The sequence below is a fragment of the Pseudomonas sp. CFBP 8758 genome, assembly GCF_014841725.1.
GTDB lineage: Bacteria > Pseudomonadota > Gammaproteobacteria > Pseudomonadales > Pseudomonadaceae > Aquipseudomonas > Aquipseudomonas baltica.
On record NZ_JACYUK010000001.1, the window covers coordinates 768348 to 784872 of the forward strand.

Genomic DNA, 16525 nt, shown 5'->3' on the forward strand with positions numbered 1-16525 from the left:
GCGCGGTCAGTCCGCGGCCTGACGCATTTGCTTCTTCTGCGCCTTGTAGTCCATCGCCACCGCCGGCGGTGCACTGCTCTTGCCGGTTTCCACCCATTTGCGCAGGCGGCTGGCGTCGGCAAAGTGGGTGTACTTGCCGAAAGCATCGAGGATCACCATGGCCACCGGTCGACCTCCCATTCGCGTCACCAGCACCAGGCAGTGGCCGGCCATGTTGGTGAAGCCGGTCTTGGTGATCTTGATGTCCCAGTCGTCCTTGTTGATCAAGTGATCGGTGTTATGGAAGCCCAATGTATAGCTGGGTTTCTTGAACGCCACGGTCTTTTCCCGCGTGGTGCTCAGCTCGCTCAGCAGCGGATACTGCTGCGCCGCCACCAGCAGCTTGGTCAGATCGCGTGCGGTCGAGACGTTGCTGGTAGACAGCCCGGTGGGCTCGACATAGCGGGTATGGGTCATGCCCAACGAGCGAGCCTTGGCATTCATCGCCGCAATGAACGCACCGTAGCCACCCGGATAGTGATGCGCGAGGCTCGACGCCGCACGGTTCTCGGAAGACATCAAAGTAATGAGCAGCATGTCCCGGCGATTCAGCTCGCTGCCGAGCTTGACCCGCGAAAACACACCCTTCATTTCCTTGTTCTGGCTGATGTCCACCGAAATCACTTCGCTCATGGACTGTTTGGCATCCAGCACCACCATGCCCGTCATCAATTTGGTCACCGACGCGATGGGCACCACATGGTCGGCGTTGTTCTCGTAGACCACTTTGTTGGTCTGCAGATCGATCAGCAGGGCACTGCCCGAGGCCAGGTGCAACTGCGATGGGTCACGCGGGATGGCGGCTTTTTCCGCCGCTTGCAGGTTCGGGGCGACGACAAAGGTGGTCAAGGCCAGCCACAGGCTGAAAAAAGATAGCGGGGTCTTCACGCGGAGCGCTCACTGAAAAAGAGGTAGATCGGGCTGATGATCGAGGCGGGGTCGAGAGTGTCGAATGTCACACGTCGGAAGTATGGCAAAGCGCCTGCCGATTGTCGCGCTTGTCGGGATGCACCGCGTGAAGAAAAGCTCATCCAGCTCGATGTCCGATGAAAAGCCCCGCAAGGCGGGGCTTTGTCGCAAGCGCAATGACTCAGGCCAACTGAGGGTGCTGCGCCGCAGTGAGTGTGGCGTACGCTTGCTTGGCGTGGGGCAGGGAGGGCAGGGGGCCGCTGATTGCCTCGCCGTCGCGCACTACGTACCAGCACGCCAGCAGGCCCAGATCGCGCAACTTTTCCGGGACTGCACTGCCGACTACCGACATGATTCTTAATACAGGCATGAGAGACCTCCGTGGTTCCTGCCGACCACCTTACGAAATCGACCCGCACCTTAGAAATCACCTTGCTCGATAGTCACCATCGACAATCCCTATCGCGCTCACACCGCGCGACTCACCAGCGCGGCGGGCCGTAGTAGACCGGCGGAGGCCCATAGTAGCCGCGCGGTGGCCCGTAGTAACCACGCGGCGGCGGTGGTGCTGCATACACGGGGTAGGGCTGTGCATACACCGGCTGCGACTGGACATACACCGGCTGCTGTACATAGACAGGTTGCTGAACATACACCGGTGGCGGGCTTTGCACATACACCGGTTGCTGCTCCACATAGACCCGCTGCGGTGCATTGGAGGTGACCACCGCGCCGACCACGGCCGCACCCAATACCGCGCCCAGTATTCCCGGCCCGGCACCCTGCCAGCCGCCGCCGTGCGCCGAGGCCTGGCTGGCCATCGCCAGCGAGCCGATCAACAGAGCGATCTTGGGAAGTTGACGCATCATGATAGATTCCTCGTGTTTCGCACCCCTGGCGTTCGAACCTGCGATAGGTCCAAAGCATTTCGCCGGGAACACGACTATGACAAAAAATCAGTCGAAAGCGTCCCTGTCCATGGGTAAATTTTGTGTAAGGGCATGGCGTCGTCAGCCCGCTTTCATACGTCACACGCCGCCCGGAGGCCACCGATGTCCATTTCTCCCAACCGCGATACCACCCTGTGCATGTCCCTCGCCGCGCGTCCCGGAACGTTCGGGGTGCGCTTCCACAATCACCTGTACGACCAGTTGGGTCTCGACTACTACTACAAGGCCATGACCACGCGCGACCTGCCAGCCGCCATCGGCGGCATGCGCGCCCTGGGCATCCGTGGCTGCGGCGTGTCGATGCCATTCAAGGAAGCCTGCATACCCCTGGTGGACGAGCTGGATGCGTCGGCAGCGGCCATCGAGTCGATCAATACCATCGTCAACGACAACGGCCATCTCAAGGCCTACAACACGGACTACCTGGCCATCCGCCAACTGCTCGACACGCACGGCGTCGATTCCGAAACCACCTTTGCCCTGCGTGGCAGCGGCGGGATGGCCAAGGCCGTGGCTTCGGCATTTCGCGACGCTGGTCTGCGCAATGGCTTGATCATCGCTCGCAACTACGAAACCGGCCGCGCGTTGGCCGACGCCTGCGGTTATCCCTGGCAGGCCGAGCTGGGCGATTCGCGCCCGCAATTGCTGGTCAACGTCACACCGATCGGCATGGCCGGTGGCGAGCAGGCCGACGAGCTGTCGTTTGAAACCGCCGCCATAGAAGCGGCGCAGCGGGTATTCGATGTCGTCGCGTTGCCTTGGCAGACACCATTGATCAAGGCCGCGGGCGAACTGGGCAAACCGGTGATCACAGGCTTGGAAGTCATTGCCATCCAAGCCCTTGAACAGTTCGTGCTCTACACCGGCGTGCGTCCAACGGCCGAGCAACTGCGTCTGGCCACCGAGTACGCCCGCAGCTGATCAGCGCGTCATTCCAGCCGCGACAAGCGCTCTTCCAGTACGGCGATGCGTGCCTCCAGCTCGTCGAGGCGGGTATCGTCAGGCCGCGAACCGCCGCGTTCGGGTGTCGCAGCACGGGCGTTCATGATTGCGTCAATGGCAGCCGGATCGCCCAGGGCGTGGGAGTAACGATCTTCGCGCTGGCCTGCCTGGCGCGGCACATGCACCGCGAAACCGCGGCTGATCAATCGCTCGAGTTGATGCAAGATCTGCTCGCTGTCCTCGAAGTCGTGCAGGCGGGCACTGCGCGACAGCAGCTCGCCAACGGTCTGCGGTCCCCGCAGGAACATCAGGCCCATCAGGATGACCTGGGCGGGCACCAGCTCGAGTGCCTTGTCCAGCCGGTGTTCCCAGCGATCGGCACGGCTGCCCATCACCAGTCGGGTCATCTGCCGGCCTTCCAGAGCGCGCAGGCTCTGCCCGATCTGCCCCTGGGTGTACTGGCTCACTGGCTCGCGACTGGTCTTCTGGTTGCAGGCCAGTACCAGCGCATTGAGCGTCAGCGGATAGGTTTCCGGATTGCTGGCCTGCTTCTCGATCAGTGCGCCCAGCACGCGGATCTCGACGGCATCGAGCTGCAGTGGTTCGGAAGCGTTTGTTTCAACGTCGGTCATGGCGAAACCCCAAGCAATCATCGCAGGCAATCATAGACGGCCAGTATGCTATAAAAGCCGCGCGAAAAGACGTCTGCCCGGCTGCCCGCCGCCGCCCGTGGCGCGGCTATGCGCGCGACGGCACGTCATCACCCGGGCGGGCGCCAAATTTGGGGTTGCTGCGCGTCAAAACCGGCCTTAGACTGCCGCCCCTCTTGACCATGTGCCCTGTGGTGCTTGAAGAATTCTGCCTGCGTCGCTTCCGGCGTCGCGAGCTTCCTGTTTTGCCCTAGCGCATTATTCGTTTGCAGAGAAATCAATGACAAAGGAAAAGTTGCTGGCCATGCCGGCTGATGACTACATGAACGCCGAGCAACTGGCCTACTTCACCGAGCTGTTGCAGGCCATGAAGATCGAGACCCAAGAGCGTATCGAGCAAAGCCGTGTAGCCATTGAAAGCCTGGATACGCCGGCTGATCCCGCCGATGCCGCTTCCGTGGAAGAGGAGCGCCACTGGCTGGTCAATGTCATCGATCGCGACCAGCGCCTGCTGCCGCAATTGGAAATGGCCCTGGGCCGGATCAACGACGACAGCTTCGGCTGGTGCGACGACAGTGGCGAGCCGATCGGTCTCAAGCGTCTGCTGATCAGCCCCACCACTAAATACTGCATCGAGGCGCAAGAGCGCCACGAGCAGATCGACAAGCATCAGCGTCAGGCATGATCACGCCCGCGCAGGCACCTCTTACGCCTGCGGATGCAATGCCACGTTGAGCTCATCGACGATGGGCGCCCATTCTGCGTCGCTGTGCAGCTCTTCTTTCAAGAAGTTGCGTTGCTGTTCACTCCAGAAGGGCGCATCTATCAGCTTGGTGTCTTGATCCAGCTGATGCTCGGCAATGAATTTCTGAATATCGGCCTCGTCGCTGGCCAGGCCCAGTTGATCGAAAAGGCCAGTAAGGCTTGGGTTCGGCAGATCCATGATGACTCCTCTGCGGCCGTTTCCGGCCATGATTGAAAGGTTACCCAGTATCTGAGGCGAGGCCCTCGCCAGAGTTCGCATGCGATGCCGGATTTGTCTGCAGTACTGACGGACAGAAGCACTGGCCTGTGCACCGTTTTCCGCCCAGGCCGCAGCCATGCAACAAACTTCTTGACCGCGGCGGGGTTCGATTCGGTACTATTCGCGGCAGATCACCGTCATGCGCATCATCGCTCGGATCATGTTGGTCGCCGGCTGCTCGATGCAGCTCCGGCGCCGCTCAGCCACACATGGCCAGGCCTGCCTTTTTCCTTCGCGGTCATCGGCAATTTTCCCTGCAGCAGGGTCGACGCTGCGCATCCCGGATCAAGGTTCGATCCTTTAGTCTTTCGTTAGCAGGTCGGTGGCAGTCATTGCACGTGCCGCCGACCGTTCGGCGCTCCCCGCGTCTTCAGGTTATTACCACGCGAACAGCGTTCGGTAGTCTGTGTTTCGATTTGAGGATTCTTCATTGGCAGTAAGTAATCTGGATATGCACGCACTGTTTGTGCTCGGCGACTTGCGTGCGAAGTTGGTCAAACTCTTTCAGTCGCGTTTCGTCTATGTCACCGAACAAAGCGCTGAAGGCATCTATATGGCCGAACTCGATACCGAGTCCGCACTGGTCGTCGATGACAAGCCCAGGCTCGAACTCAAAGTAGGCGACCATTTTCGCGCCGCGGTCTTGCCCAGTCGCGAAGGTGGCAAGTTCGAACTCAAGTTTCGCGACATCAAGCTTACCGTTTACGGGCTCGGCGAGTATGCCTTCGTCAGCATGGCGCAGGGCGAGGGCATCGTGTTCAAGGAAGGCCAGACGGTGATGCTGGTATTCGCCGCCCACGAGCGCATCGAGGAAAACCTCGGCAAGACCTTGAAGGCGGCAACCGCCAAGGCGGCGAAGTGGCGCAAGGGTGAGTTGGCCTTCAAGGCCAGCGAGTAACGCCTCGGGGAACCTGCGCTACAGTAAGTTGACTTACCCAAGTCATCGACTGTTTACCGAGGAACCCCGCATGAAAGGACTACGTGCCTGGCTGGCCGCTTGTGGCGCCGGCTTCTGGCTATCGACTGCAGCCATCCCGGCTCACGCGCAGCCGGCGCCCATACACTTCGCCGATCTGAACTGGGAAAGCGGCAGCTTCATCACCGAACTGCTGCGCTACATCGTCGAGAAGGGCTACGAGCTGCCCACCGACACCCAGCCCGGCACGACTATCACCCTGGAAACGGCCCTGGCCAAGAACGACATCCAGGTCATTGCCGAAGAGTGGGCGGGGCGCAGCCCGGTATGGGTCAAGGCCGAAGCCGAGGGCAAGGTCATCGGTGTGGGCGATACCGTCAAGGGTGCCACCGAGGGCTGGTTCGTTCCCGAATACGTGGTCAAGGGTGACGCCGCCAAGGGCATCAAACCGCTCGCGCCAGAGCTGCGCAGCGTCGCCGACCTGGCGCGCTACAAGGACGTCTTCAAGGACCCGGAAAGTCCCGACAAGGGCCGCTTTCTCAATAGCCCGATCGGCTGGACGTCCGAAGTCGTCAACGCGCAGAAACTCAAGGCTTACAAGCTGACTGACGATTATGTCAATTTCCGTTCGGGCTCCGGCGCTGCCTTGGATGCCGAAATCGCGTCGTCGATCCGTCGCGGCAAACCGGTGCTCTTCTACTACTGGTCGCCGACGCCGCTGCTGGGGCGTTACAAGCTTATCCAGCTCGAAGAACCGCCGTTCGATGCCAAGGCCTGGAGCACTCTGACCGATGCCGACAACCCTGCGCCGCTGCCGAGCCGCTCTCTACCTTCCAAGTTGTCCATAGGGGTGTCGAAGGCGTTCCAGCAAGAGTATCCGCAGCTGGTCGATTTCTTCGCCAAGGTCGATCTTCCCATCGATCCCCTGAACAAGGCCCTGGCCGACATGAGCGAAGCCCGCACATCGCCTCGCCAGGCCAGCGAGGCGTTCATGAAAGATCATCCAGACGTGTGGAAGGCATGGCTACCCGAAGAGGTCGCCAGCAAGGTCAGCGCCAGCCTCAAGTAGTCAGTGACCACTGTCGCTGCGGTGGCTGCTGACTTCGGCAGGCACCGCTTCCCCCGCGGTACGCTTGCGGAACAGCGCGGCCCGAGCCAGCAGCAGCGTGGTCACTGGCACGGTGATCGACAGCAGAATCGGGATGAGCCAGGCATGCACCACTGGCCCGTGCTTGAGCCAGGAAAAGTACAGGATCGAAGCCAGCGCCACGCACCAGGCGCCCAATGTCGACGCCAGCGCGGGCGGGTGCATGCGTTGGAAGTAGTCCTTGAAGCGCAGCAGCCCCAAGGCGCCGGTGAAGGCGAACACGCTGCTGGCCAGCAGCAATACCGCTGTGGCCACCTCCACCCAGAACGGCAGTATCTGTACCGAATTCATTCGATGACCTCTCCGCGCAGCAGGAATTTGGCCAGCGCAAACGAGCCCACGAAACCGAACAGGGCGATCAGCAGCGCTGCCTCGAAATAGGTGTCACTGGCGTAGCGTATACCCAGCACCAGCATGACCAGCATGGCCAGGATATACAGGTAATCCAGGGCCAGTACCCGATCCTGGGCCGACGGCCCCCGGAACAGTCTCACCAGGGTCAGCAACATGGCCAGGGCAAAGATGAACAGGCTCGCGACAATGGCATTGGACAGCAATGCGCTCATTGGAAAATCTCCATCAGCGGGCGTTCGTAGGTGTCTTTGAATTCCTTGATGAACTGCGCCTCGTCATCCAGATCCAGCACATGCATCAACAGGACGCTGCGATCCAGCGCCAGTTCGGACCACACGGTGCCGGGAATGACGGTGGCGACGGCCGCGAGGGCGGCCAGGCCGTTGGCATTGTGCAACTGCAGCGGAATCTCGATGAAGGCCGAGCGGGGCGCGCGAACGTCCATTGTCCACACCCGCCAGAATACCTGCAGGTTGGAAACCAGCACGCCGCCACCTACGCGCAGCAGCAGTTTCAGCACCACCATGGGCCGACGGATCCGTACCGCCTGAGGCCGCAGGGGCGACATCAGCAACGGCGCCAGCCACCCAAGCAGCGCGGCCAGCAACAGGTTCCCGGCGCTCAGGGACACATTGAGCAGCAGCCATAGTGCGGCAAGGGCAATGGACAAAAGAGGGGCGGGGAACAGGCGGCTCATGGTTCACCCTCCAGGCTGGCAGCAGTCGGGCTGGGTATTGGCTGAGCGCCCAGCACGGTCATCACGTATTGCTTGGGATCGTCGAGCATCGCCGCCGTGTCCGCCGTGTACCGCAACAGTGGCTCGGCGCGCATCGCCAACACGACGCAAAGCCCCAGCAAGACCATGATCGGCACGCATTCGTTGAGCCGCAGCAACGGCGAAGGCCGCTCGTGGGGCGTCCAGAAGCGCTGCATGCCGACCCGTGCCAGCGCGATCAATGACGCCAGCCCGGAGAGAATCAGCAACGCCAGGTAGGCCCATGCGGTTGCACTCAGGGTCTGCTCGCTGGCAACACCCAGACCCTGCGGGTTGAACAGTGCGGAAATCAGGTTCAGCTTGCCAATGAAGCCGGAGAGCGGCGGCATGCCGATGATCAGCAGTGCGCAGGCAATGAAGCTCAAACCCAGGAAGGCCATGGTCCATGGGATCACCTGACCCACCACGGCTTTCTGCTCGTCATCCAGGTTGATGCCCTTGGGTGGATGCAAGGCCTCGACTGCTGCTGGCAGCGGGTCGGCATCGTACTCCAGCGGGATTTCGTTGGCCGAGCGCGAGCGCTCGATCAACTCGGCCAGCAGGAACAGGGCGCTGAGCGCCAATGTCGAGCTGACCAGATAGAACAGCGCAGCGCCGATCAGTCCACTCTGCCCGAAACCGATGGCCGCCAGCAGGATACCGGCCGACACCATGATGCTCAGGCTGGCCATGCGCTCTAGGCGCTGCGCGGCAACGATGCACACTGCGGCCACGGCGATGGTCGCCAGCCCACCGTAGATCAACCACTGGCCACCGAAGTGCGCCGAGGCCCCGGCCTGTCCGGAGAACAACAGTGTCCACAGCCGCAGCAGGGTGTAGAAACCCACTTTGGTCATGATCGCAAAGAGGGCCGCAACCGGGGCACTGGCGGCGGAATAGGCCGGCACCAGCCAGAAATTCAACGGCCACATGCCGGCCTTGGCCAGGAAGGCCGTCGCCAGAATGGCCGCACCGGCATGCAGCAAGCCGCGATCCGCCTCGGGCACCAGCGGAATCTTCAACGCCAGGTCAGCCATGTTCAGGGTGCCGGTGACGCCGTAGATCATCGCCGCGCCGATCAGGAACAGCGACGAGGCAAGCAGGTTGATGGCGATGTAGTGCAGCCCTGCCGATACTCGGGCCCTGCCGGAGCCGTGCAGCATCAGGCCGTAGGACGCGGCCAGGAGCACTTCGAAGAACACGAACAGATTGAACAGGTCAGCCGTCAGGAACGCTCCGTAGAGCCCCATCAGCTGAATCTGGAACAACGCATGGAAGCTGGCGCCGGCCCGATCCCAGCGCGCCATGGCGAACAGCAGGGCGCAGACCCCGACGATGCCCGTCAGCACCAGCATCAATGCCGAGAGCCTGTCCACCACCAACACGATACCGAATGGCACCTGCCAGTTGCCGGGCAGGTACACGCCAATCGAGCTGGCCTGGCCTTGATCCTGTACCCACCACATCAGGTAACAGGCGATTGCCAGTCCCAGCATGCTGGAAATGACGTTGATCCGCGCTTTCAGCGGACGGTGTTTTTCTCCGAGCAGCATCATCAGTGCTGCCGTGAACAACGGCAGCACGATGGGCGCGACGATCAGATGGGGCATCCAGCTCATTCCTTGGGCTCCCGGCCGTCTACGTGGTCAGTGCCGGTGAGGCCCCGCGATGCCAGCAACACCACCAGGAACAACGCAGTCATCGCAAAACTGATGACGATGGCCGTCAGCACCAGTGCCTGGGGCAGGGGGTCGGTGTAGTTGAGCAGGTCCTGCGGCACACCTTCCTTGATGATCGGCTCCTTGCCGATGAACAGGCTGCCCATGCTGAAGATGAATAGGTTCACCCCGTAGGACAACAGGCAAAGGCCCATGACCACCTGGAACGTCCGCGGACGCAGGATCAACCAGACACCTGACGCAGCCAGGACGCCGATCGCGATTGCAATCACTTCTTCCATCAGACGGCTCCTTTGGGGGCGATGCCCTTGGGCAGGCTCGACGGGCGATGACCACGCACCGACTGGTGGCCCAGGGCGGTCAGGATCAGCAGGGTCGAACCCACTACCACGGTGAATACACCAATGTCGAAAAACAGCGCGCTGGCCACGTGCAAGTCACCCAGCAGCGGCAAGTGCAGGTGCGCGGTGTGCGTCGTCAGGAATGGATAGCCCAGTGCAATCGCACCCAATCCGGTGACGGTTGCGAACAGCAGTCCGGTACCCATCCAGCGCAAGGGACGCAGTCGCATCTGGGCCTCGACCCACTGCGTGCCTGCCACCATGTACTGCAGGATGAACGCCACCGACAGCACCAGGCCGGCGACGAAGCCCCCACCCGGTTGATTGTGTCCGCGCATGAACAGGTACATCGACACGATCACGGCCACCGGCAGCAACAGGCGGACCAGAACCGCTGGAACCATCATGAAACCCAGGGCCGTATCGTCCGCGCCACGTGGGTTGATGAGGTCGGTGACCACGTCGGGTGCCAACGAGCGCTGCTGCGCAGGCAACTGCATGCTCTCCTTGGGTGGGCGGAAGCGTCGCAGCAGGGCGAACACGGTCAGTGCCACGGCGGCAAGGACCGTGATCTCGCCCAGGGTGTCGAAACCGCGGAAATCCACCAGCATGACGTTGACCACGTTGGTCCCGCCGCCCTGGGGCAGGGCACGGCTCAGGTAGAACTCGGAAATGAAGTTGGGTGTTGCACGGGTGAGCATCGAATAGGACAACAGCGCCATGCCGCCGCCCACGACCAGGGCCAGCACCAGATCGCGCAGGCGCCGCAGCTTGGCGCGGTCGAGAGTGGCTCGTGACGGTGCGACTTCCTCGATCCGCCGAGGCAGCCAGCGCAGGCCCAGCAATATCAATACCGTGGTGACCACTTCCACCACCAGCTGAGTGAGCGCCAGATCAGGCGCCGAGAACCAGACGAAGGTGACGCAGGTCATCAGCCCGCACACGCTGACCATGGTCAGCGCAGCCAACCGGTGGTATTTCGCCTGCCAGGCGGCGCCCAGCGCACAGGCAATGGCAATCATCCAGAGAATCACGAACACGCCCGAACCTGGAATTTTCGGTCGATCACCCCAGCTCAGGCCGCTGTAGAGCATCGGCGCCATCCCCGCCAGTACGGCGACCAGCACCAGCATGAACAACTGCGCCTGCAGGCGTCGGGTAGTCAACAGCAGCTCCGCCCTTCGCGCCAGCCGCATCATCACCACCTGCGAACGCTCGAACAGGCGCTTGCCATTGAAGCGTTCGATCACCGGTGGATAACGCAGGCGACCGTGACGGAACTGATTGCGCAACAGTACGTAGAGCAGCACCCCCGCGCCCATTGCGATCAGGCTCATGACCATCGGCGCGTTCCAGCCATGCCAGATAGCCAGGCTGTATTCGGGCAGCTCGCCGCCCACTACCGGCAATGCTGCAGCAGCAAGGAACGGCGCCACCGATTGCGCGGGAAAGATGCCGACCACCAGGCAGGTCAGCACGAGCAACTCAACCGGCGCACGCATCCAGCGCGGTGGTTCGTGGGGCACATGGGGTAGATCGGTCGCTTTCGGACCGAAGAATACGTCCACCGTGAAGCGCAATGAATAGGCGACGCTGAAGATACCGGCCAGCGTCGCCACCACGGGCAGAGCGATCTCGACCCAGGCGGTGGAGCTTATGAACACCGTTTCGGCGAAGAACATTTCCTTGGACAGGAAGCCGTTCATCAACGGCACACCGGCCATGGACGCGCTTGCGACCATGGCCAGCGTGGCCGTGAACGGAATCAGACGGAAAAGCCCGCTCAAGCGGCGTATGTCCCGCGTGCCGCTCTCGTGGTCAATGATGCCCGCTGCCATGAACAGCGACGCCTTGAACGTCGCATGATTGAGAATGTGGAACACCGCCGCCACGGCTGCCAGCGGGCTGTTGAGCCCCAGCAGCAGGGTGATCAGGCCCAGGTGGCTGATCGTCGAGTAGGCAAGCAGGCCTTTAAGGTCGTTCTGGAACATCGCCGCATAGGCACCCAGCACGAGGGTACATGCTCCCGCCCCACTCACTATCCAGAACCATTGCTCGCTGCCCGAAAGCGATGGCCACAACCGCGCCAGCAGAAACACCCCGGCCTTGACCATGGTTGCCGAGTGCAGATAAGCGGAAACCGGTGTAGGCGCGGCCATCGCATGGGGTAGCCAGAAATGGAACGGAAACTGTGCGCTCTTGGTAAGCGCACCCAGCAGGACCAGAGTCAGCATGACCGGATACAGGCCGTGCGCGCGGATGACGTTGCCCGCCACGAGCACCTTGTCCAGGTCGTAGCTGCCGACGATATGACCCAGCAGCAGCACCCCGGCCAGCAGGCACAGGCCACCTGCGCCGGTCACCATGAGCGCCATGTAGGCGCCGCGGCGTGCATCGGCGCGATGATGCCAGTAACCGATCAGAAGAAAGGAGAACAGGCTGGTCAATTCCCAGAAGAACACCATCTGGATCAGGTTGCCGGAGATCACTAGGCCTAGCATGGCGCCCATGAAGGCCAGGAAGAAGGCGAAGAAACGTGGTACTGGATCTTGCGGCGACATGTAGTAGCGCGCATAGAGCGCGACCAGCGTGCCGATGCCCAGCACCAGCAGGGAAAAGAGCCAGGCAAACCCGTCCAGGCGCAGCACCAGGTTGAGCCCGAGACTGGGCAGCCAGAGGAATTCCTCGCGTATCACACCGCCGTTGGCGATTTGCGGATACAGCATGGCTACCTGTACCGTGCCGACCAAGGCTACCAGTCCAGCCAGAAGCGATTCGGCGTTGCGCGCGTTGTGCGGCAGAATGGCTGCCACGCAACTGCCTACGAAGGGCAGAAGCAATAGTACTATCAAGGACATAGGCTTCTAATCTGCAGGAATATTGAAAACGATCATACGGGGTCACTGGGTGATCACCAACCCGCAAGCTGTGGCAGAATCGTACAGGCATGCTGTAACGACTTGTTTTTTTATGACAAATTTTTACCACCGTTAGCTCCGCCAGGATTGCGTCGATCAGCGGGACTACTCACAGCGAGCGCGAAACCCTTTGGTCAAAGACCCCAGTTCCAAAGCTTCGGTGCTTCAGCATGTCAGCCATAACGTGCGGCGCTTGCGTCAGGCCGCCGGACTTTCCCAAGCGGCTCTCGCGGAACAGTCCGGTGTCAGTCGCCGCATGCTGGTGGCCATCGAAGCCGGCGACAACAACGTCAGCCTGACCACTCTGGATCGCGTCGCGCAAGCGCTGGAGGTTGCCTTCAGCGACCTCATCCAGCCTGGCGAGAACCGCGACCCCAGCCGTATCAACGAGCTGGCGTGGGTCGGCACCTTGCCGGGCAGCAGGGCTGTACTCCTGGCCAGTACGGTGGCCAGCAAGGAGGTAGAACTCTGGGAATGGCTGCTGCAGCCCGGCGAATCCTATGCATCGGAGGCGGACGCCGAAGGGTGGAGCGAGCAGATCTACGTCTGCGAGGGACGCCTCACCATCATATTGGCGGGCCGCACCCGCGAACTCGCGGCCGGCGAGTTTTTCGTCTACCCGAGCAATCAGCCCTACGCGTACCGCAACGACAGCGAAACGGCTGTCCGCTTCGTACGTAACGTCGTCATCTGAACTCCTCCAGGCTGCAAGGTGACCGCAACGCCGTCGAGCAGGTGCGAAGCGTCCTTTCTCGAGGTTGCCCCGCGCTGCTGCCTTCGCCATTATCCGTCCACACGATCTGCCTCCAACATCTGCCTAAAAGATCCAGCACCCGAACCGGAGCCCGAATGAGCCTGACACCTTCCGCCCGCTTTCCCGTTGCCGAGCGCTTGCGCGACATGCGCGCGCTCATGCTCCGCGAGGGCATAGATGCCTTGCTGATACCTTCGGCGGACCCGCATCTATCCGAATATCTGCCGGAGCACTGGCAGGCCCGCCAATGGTTGTCCGGGTTCCAGGGCTCGGTCGGAACCCTGATCGTGACCGCCGAGTTCGCCGGTCTCTGGGCCGACAGCCGCTACTGGGAGCAGGCACGGGTCGAACTCGCCGACAGCGGCATCGAATTGGTCAAGCTGATCGCCGGGCAACCGGGCCCACTGGATTGGCTGGGTACTCAGGTGCGCGCAGGCGGCACGGTTGCAGTCGACGGCGCGGTCATGGCAATCGCCGCCGCACGGCAGTTGCGAGAAAAGCTCCAGCAGACAGGTGCGTCACTGCGTACCGATACCGACCTTTTCGCTCAGGTCTGGCTCGATCGCCCGGCATTGCCTGCGCAATCGATCTACGCACATGCCGCACCCTACGCTGTGCGCGAGCGCGGCGAAAAACTGAAGACGCTGCGCGAGCAGATCCAGGCGCATGGCGCCCATTGGCACTTGTTGGCAACCCTTGACGACATCGCCTGGCTGTTTGACCTGCGCGGGTCGGACGTACCCTATAACCCGGTATTCGTCGCATTCGCCTTGATCGGCGAGCGCTCGGCCACGCTGTTCACTGCGCTGTCCAGGGTCGATAGCAGCGTGCGCGACAGCCTGGAGCAGGACGGCATCGAGGTTCGCGACTACACCGACATCGCATCGGCGCTGGCCGCTGTGCCGGTAGACGAAAAGCTGTTGCTCGACCCGGCCCGCGTCACCGTTGGCATCATCGAAAACCTCGGGACGGGTGTGGCCCTGGTAGAAGCACTCAATCCAACCACCCTGAGCAAATCGCGCAAGACCGAACCCGAAGCGGAACATATCCGCCATGCCATGGAGCAGGACGGGGCGGCACTGTGCGAGTTCTTCGCATGGCTGGAAGGTGCCTGGGGCCGCGAACGTATAACCGAATTGACCATCGACGAGCGGCTGACGGCTGCGCGCGCGCGTCGACCCAACTTCGTCTCGCTCAGCTTCTCGACCATCGCGGCGTTCAACGCCAACGGTGCAATGCCGCATTACCGCGCCACCGAACAGGCCCATGCCGTGATCGAGGGTGACGGTCTGCTGTTGATCGACTCCGGTGGCCAGTATCTAGGTGGCACTACCGACATAACCCGGATGATTCCGGTCGGTGCGCCCACGGCGCAACAGCGAGCGGATTGCACCAGGGTGCTGCAAGGCATGATCGCCCTGTCACGCGCCACTTTTCCCAAGGGGATCCTTTCACCCTTGCTCGATGCCATCGCACGCGCGCCGATCTGGGCCGATCAGGTCGACTATGGGCACGGCACTGGCCATGGGGTGGGTTATTTCATGAATGTTCACGAAGGGCCGCAAGTCATCGCCTATCAAGCCGCGACGACACCGCAGACGGCCATGCTGCCGGGGATGATCACATCGATCGAACCGGGCACCTATCGTCCTGGGTCTTGGGGTGTGCGTATCGAGAACCTGGTCCTCACCCGCGAAGCCGGCAAAAGCGACTTTGGCCAGTTCCTCGACTTCGAAACCTTGACCCTATGCCCCATCGATACGCGCTGCATAGATGTTCACGAGTTGTCGACAGCTGAGTGCCGATGGCTCAACGACTACCATGCCGAAGTGGCCCGGCGAGTGGCGCCCTTGCTGGCAGGCGCCTCATTGGAGTGGCTGCGCGAGCGCACTCTACCCGTGTGAAGAGCCAGATCAGTCGGCGGCCACGGCAGGGGCGTGTTCGGCACGAATCGTCAGAGTGGCTCCGACTGAGGCCATGATGATCGCGCCTATGGCCAGCCATTGGGTAGTGCTCAGCACTTCATGCAGGAACAACAGCCCCGACAGCGCTCCGATGGCCGGCTCCATGCTCATCAACGTACCGAAGGTTCGCGCAGGCAAGCGCGTCAGTGCGACCATTTCGAGGCTGTAGGGTAGCGCCGTGGACAGGATTGCCACGGCGATGGCAGTTGGTATCAATGCCATGTCGAGCAAGGCGCTGCCCGCATGCGCAATACCGATCGGCGCGATGAACACCGCAGCGATCATCACACCCAGTGCGGCGGTCTGCACGCCATTGTCGGCACCGGCCTTCTGCCCGTACAGAATGTACAGCGCCCAGCACACGCCAGCCCCCAGCGCATAGCAGACGCCGACCGGATCGAGCCCTGCCTGCGCCTCTCCCATGGGTATCAATAGCAGCAGTCCGACGACTGCCAGGGCAACCCAGGCAAAATCCACAGCCTTGCGCGAAGCCAGAATGGCTACCGCCAACGGCCCGGTGAATTCCAGGGCCACGGCGATCCCCAGCGGTACGGTGCGCAGCGACATATAGAAGAGCAGGTTCATGCAGCCCAGAGCGATACCGTAGATCATCACCGTCTGCAGCGTTGTCCAGGTCAGCTTGGCGCGCCATGGGCGCAGCAGTACCAGCATGAACAGGCTGGCGAAGATCAGACGCAAGGCGGTCGTACCTTGTGCACCTATCAACGGAAACATGCCCTTGGCCAGCGAGGCACCAGTCTGGATGGACGCCATGGCTATAAGAAGTAGAGCGATAGGGTAGAGCTTGGTAGTCAGCGAAGGCGGAGTCATGTGTCGGCTACTTGGCAGGTGTGAAAGGCATGCGTGCGGCGTATCATGGCCAAGGCGGATGAAATGAGCAATATATTGCCCATTTTTATATTTGCTGAACTTTCTCCGTATTGGCTATTGACGCCCGCCGGAATCACTCTATAATTCGCCCCACTTCCGGCGCAGCCGAAACGATAAACCTCTTGTTAATCAATGAGTTGGCCGTTTTAGAAGGTTCGGAAGGGTTTCGATCGTCAAGGTCGGAAGCGGTGAAAAAGGCAGTTGACAGCGGTTTGAAATGCTGTAGAATTCGCCTCCCGCTGACGAGTGATCGAAGCGAGTCAAGTGTTTGAAGTTGTTCAGGTTTCTGGCCA

General features: G+C 61.6%; 20 protein-coding genes. 6 read left to right on the plus strand and 14 right to left on the minus strand.

All coding sequences use genetic code 11. The features are described 5' to 3' along the window. Nucleotides 1-6: 6 nt before the first annotated feature. The 3 genes from pbpG to IFT75_RS03735 form a co-directional block, all read right to left on the minus strand. Nucleotides 7-927 (minus strand): D-alanyl-D-alanine endopeptidase, encoded by a 921-nt coding sequence (pbpG, locus tag IFT75_RS03725; RefSeq protein ID WP_192053387.1) that lies wholly within the window; start codon nt 925-927, stop codon nt 7-9. A gap of 202 nt (nt 928-1129) precedes the next feature. Next, nucleotides 1130-1318 (minus strand): hypothetical protein, encoded by a 189-nt coding sequence (locus IFT75_RS03730; RefSeq protein WP_122475803.1) that lies wholly within the window; start codon nt 1316-1318, stop codon nt 1130-1132. 112 nt (nt 1319-1430) lie between these two features. Then, nucleotides 1431-1817 carry a hypothetical protein gene (locus IFT75_RS03735; RefSeq protein ID WP_185794545.1) on the minus strand — a complete coding sequence of 129 codons (387 nt, stop codon included), beginning with the start codon at nt 1815-1817 and terminating at the stop codon, nt 1431-1433. Between the two features lie 183 nt (nt 1818-2000). On the opposite strand from IFT75_RS03735, the gene IFT75_RS03740 reads away from it, so the two are divergent. Beyond that, complete coding sequence (locus IFT75_RS03740; protein ID WP_192053389.1) at nt 2001-2819, plus strand: shikimate 5-dehydrogenase; 819 nt, start codon at nt 2001-2003, stop codon at nt 2817-2819. Nucleotides 2820-2827: 8 nt separating this feature from the next. On the opposite strand, the gene IFT75_RS03745 is transcribed toward IFT75_RS03740, so the two are convergent. Then, nucleotides 2828-3472: a YceH family protein gene (locus tag IFT75_RS03745; protein WP_192053391.1), complete on the minus strand. Its 645-nt coding sequence runs from the start codon at nt 3470-3472 to the stop codon at nt 2828-2830. Nucleotides 3473-3770: 298 nt separating this feature from the next. On the opposite strand from IFT75_RS03745, the gene IFT75_RS03750 reads away from it, so the two are divergent. After that, complete coding sequence (locus IFT75_RS03750; RefSeq protein WP_122475798.1) at nt 3771-4175, plus strand: TraR/DksA family transcriptional regulator; 405 nt, start codon at nt 3771-3773, stop codon at nt 4173-4175. A 21-nt stretch (nt 4176-4196) separates the two neighbouring features. Here the strand turns inward: IFT75_RS03750 and IFT75_RS03755 are convergent, their stop codons facing one another. Both IFT75_RS03755 and IFT75_RS03760 read right to left on the minus strand, forming a co-directional pair. Continuing rightward, on the minus strand, nt 4197-4433 hold the full coding sequence (locus IFT75_RS03755) for a DUF2789 domain-containing protein (RefSeq protein WP_122475796.1): 237 nt from the start codon (nt 4431-4433) through the stop codon (nt 4197-4199). 198 nt (nt 4434-4631) lie between these two features. Next, on the minus strand, nt 4632-4793 hold the full coding sequence (locus IFT75_RS03760) for a hypothetical protein (protein WP_163007413.1): 162 nt from the start codon (nt 4791-4793) through the stop codon (nt 4632-4634). Nucleotides 4794-4944: 151 nt separating this feature from the next. On the opposite strand from IFT75_RS03760, the gene IFT75_RS03765 reads away from it, so the two are divergent. Together IFT75_RS03765 and IFT75_RS03770 are read left to right on the plus strand one after the other, a co-directional pair. Then, a complete protein-coding gene (locus tag IFT75_RS03765) occupies nt 4945-5412 on the plus strand; it encodes a hypothetical protein (RefSeq protein WP_122475794.1) in 468 nt (155 codons plus the stop codon). 70 nt (nt 5413-5482) lie between these two features. Further along, nucleotides 5483-6499, plus strand: coding sequence for an ABC transporter substrate-binding protein (locus IFT75_RS03770; protein WP_192053393.1), 1017 nt, complete (start codon nt 5483-5485; stop codon nt 6497-6499). Here the strand turns inward: IFT75_RS03770 and IFT75_RS03775 are convergent, their stop codons facing one another. The 6 genes from IFT75_RS03775 to IFT75_RS03800 are packed head-to-tail and all read right to left on the minus strand — an operon-like array spanning nt 6500 to nt 12563. Beyond that, the gene (locus tag IFT75_RS03775; RefSeq protein ID WP_122475791.1) at nt 6500-6868 is read right to left on the minus strand and encodes a Na+/H+ antiporter subunit G; all 369 of its coding nucleotides are present in this window, start codon (nt 6866-6868) and stop codon (nt 6500-6502) included. Continuing rightward, entirely contained in the window at nt 6865-7143 is a 279-nt protein-coding gene (locus IFT75_RS03780; protein WP_122475789.1) for a K+/H+ antiporter subunit F, read from the minus strand. The genes IFT75_RS03775 and IFT75_RS03780 overlap by 4 nt, the downstream gene beginning before the upstream one ends. After that, entirely contained in the window at nt 7140-7628 is a 489-nt protein-coding gene (locus IFT75_RS03785) for a Na+/H+ antiporter subunit E (protein ID WP_185794549.1), read from the minus strand. The genes IFT75_RS03780 and IFT75_RS03785 overlap by 4 nt, the downstream gene beginning before the upstream one ends. Then, on the minus strand, nt 7625-9304 hold the full coding sequence (locus tag IFT75_RS03790) for a monovalent cation/H+ antiporter subunit D (RefSeq protein WP_122475785.1): 1680 nt from the start codon (nt 9302-9304) through the stop codon (nt 7625-7627). Before IFT75_RS03790 ends, IFT75_RS03785 begins: the two co-directional genes overlap by 4 nt. Next, the gene (locus tag IFT75_RS03795) at nt 9301-9645 is read right to left on the minus strand and encodes a Na+/H+ antiporter subunit C (protein WP_043186251.1); all 345 of its coding nucleotides are present in this window, start codon (nt 9643-9645) and stop codon (nt 9301-9303) included. The genes IFT75_RS03790 and IFT75_RS03795 overlap by 4 nt, the downstream gene beginning before the upstream one ends. Then, nucleotides 9645-12563, minus strand: coding sequence for a monovalent cation/H+ antiporter subunit A (locus IFT75_RS03800; RefSeq protein WP_185794551.1), 2919 nt, complete (start codon nt 12561-12563; stop codon nt 9645-9647). The genes IFT75_RS03795 and IFT75_RS03800 overlap by 1 nt, the downstream gene beginning before the upstream one ends. Nucleotides 12564-12753: 190 nt before the next feature. Between IFT75_RS03800 and IFT75_RS03805 the strand changes: the two genes are divergently transcribed. Together IFT75_RS03805 and IFT75_RS03810 are read left to right on the plus strand one after the other, a co-directional pair. After that, complete coding sequence (locus IFT75_RS03805; protein WP_122475781.1) at nt 12754-13317, plus strand: helix-turn-helix domain-containing protein; 564 nt, start codon at nt 12754-12756, stop codon at nt 13315-13317. A gap of 155 nt (nt 13318-13472) precedes the next feature. Then, nucleotides 13473-15281, plus strand: a complete 1809-nt coding sequence (locus IFT75_RS03810) for an aminopeptidase P family protein (protein WP_192053395.1) — start codon at nt 13473-13475, stop codon at nt 15279-15281. Between the two features lie 9 nt (nt 15282-15290). Here the strand turns inward: IFT75_RS03810 and rhtA are convergent, their stop codons facing one another. Together rhtA and IFT75_RS21320 are read right to left on the minus strand one after the other, a co-directional pair. Then, nucleotides 15291-16172 (minus strand): threonine/homoserine exporter RhtA, encoded by an 882-nt coding sequence (gene rhtA / locus IFT75_RS03815; RefSeq protein WP_122475777.1) that lies wholly within the window; start codon nt 16170-16172, stop codon nt 15291-15293. Between the two features lie 133 nt (nt 16173-16305). After that, a partial coding sequence (locus IFT75_RS21320) for a hypothetical protein (RefSeq protein WP_207186125.1) occupies nt 16306-16525 on the minus strand: 220 nt, incomplete at its 5' end.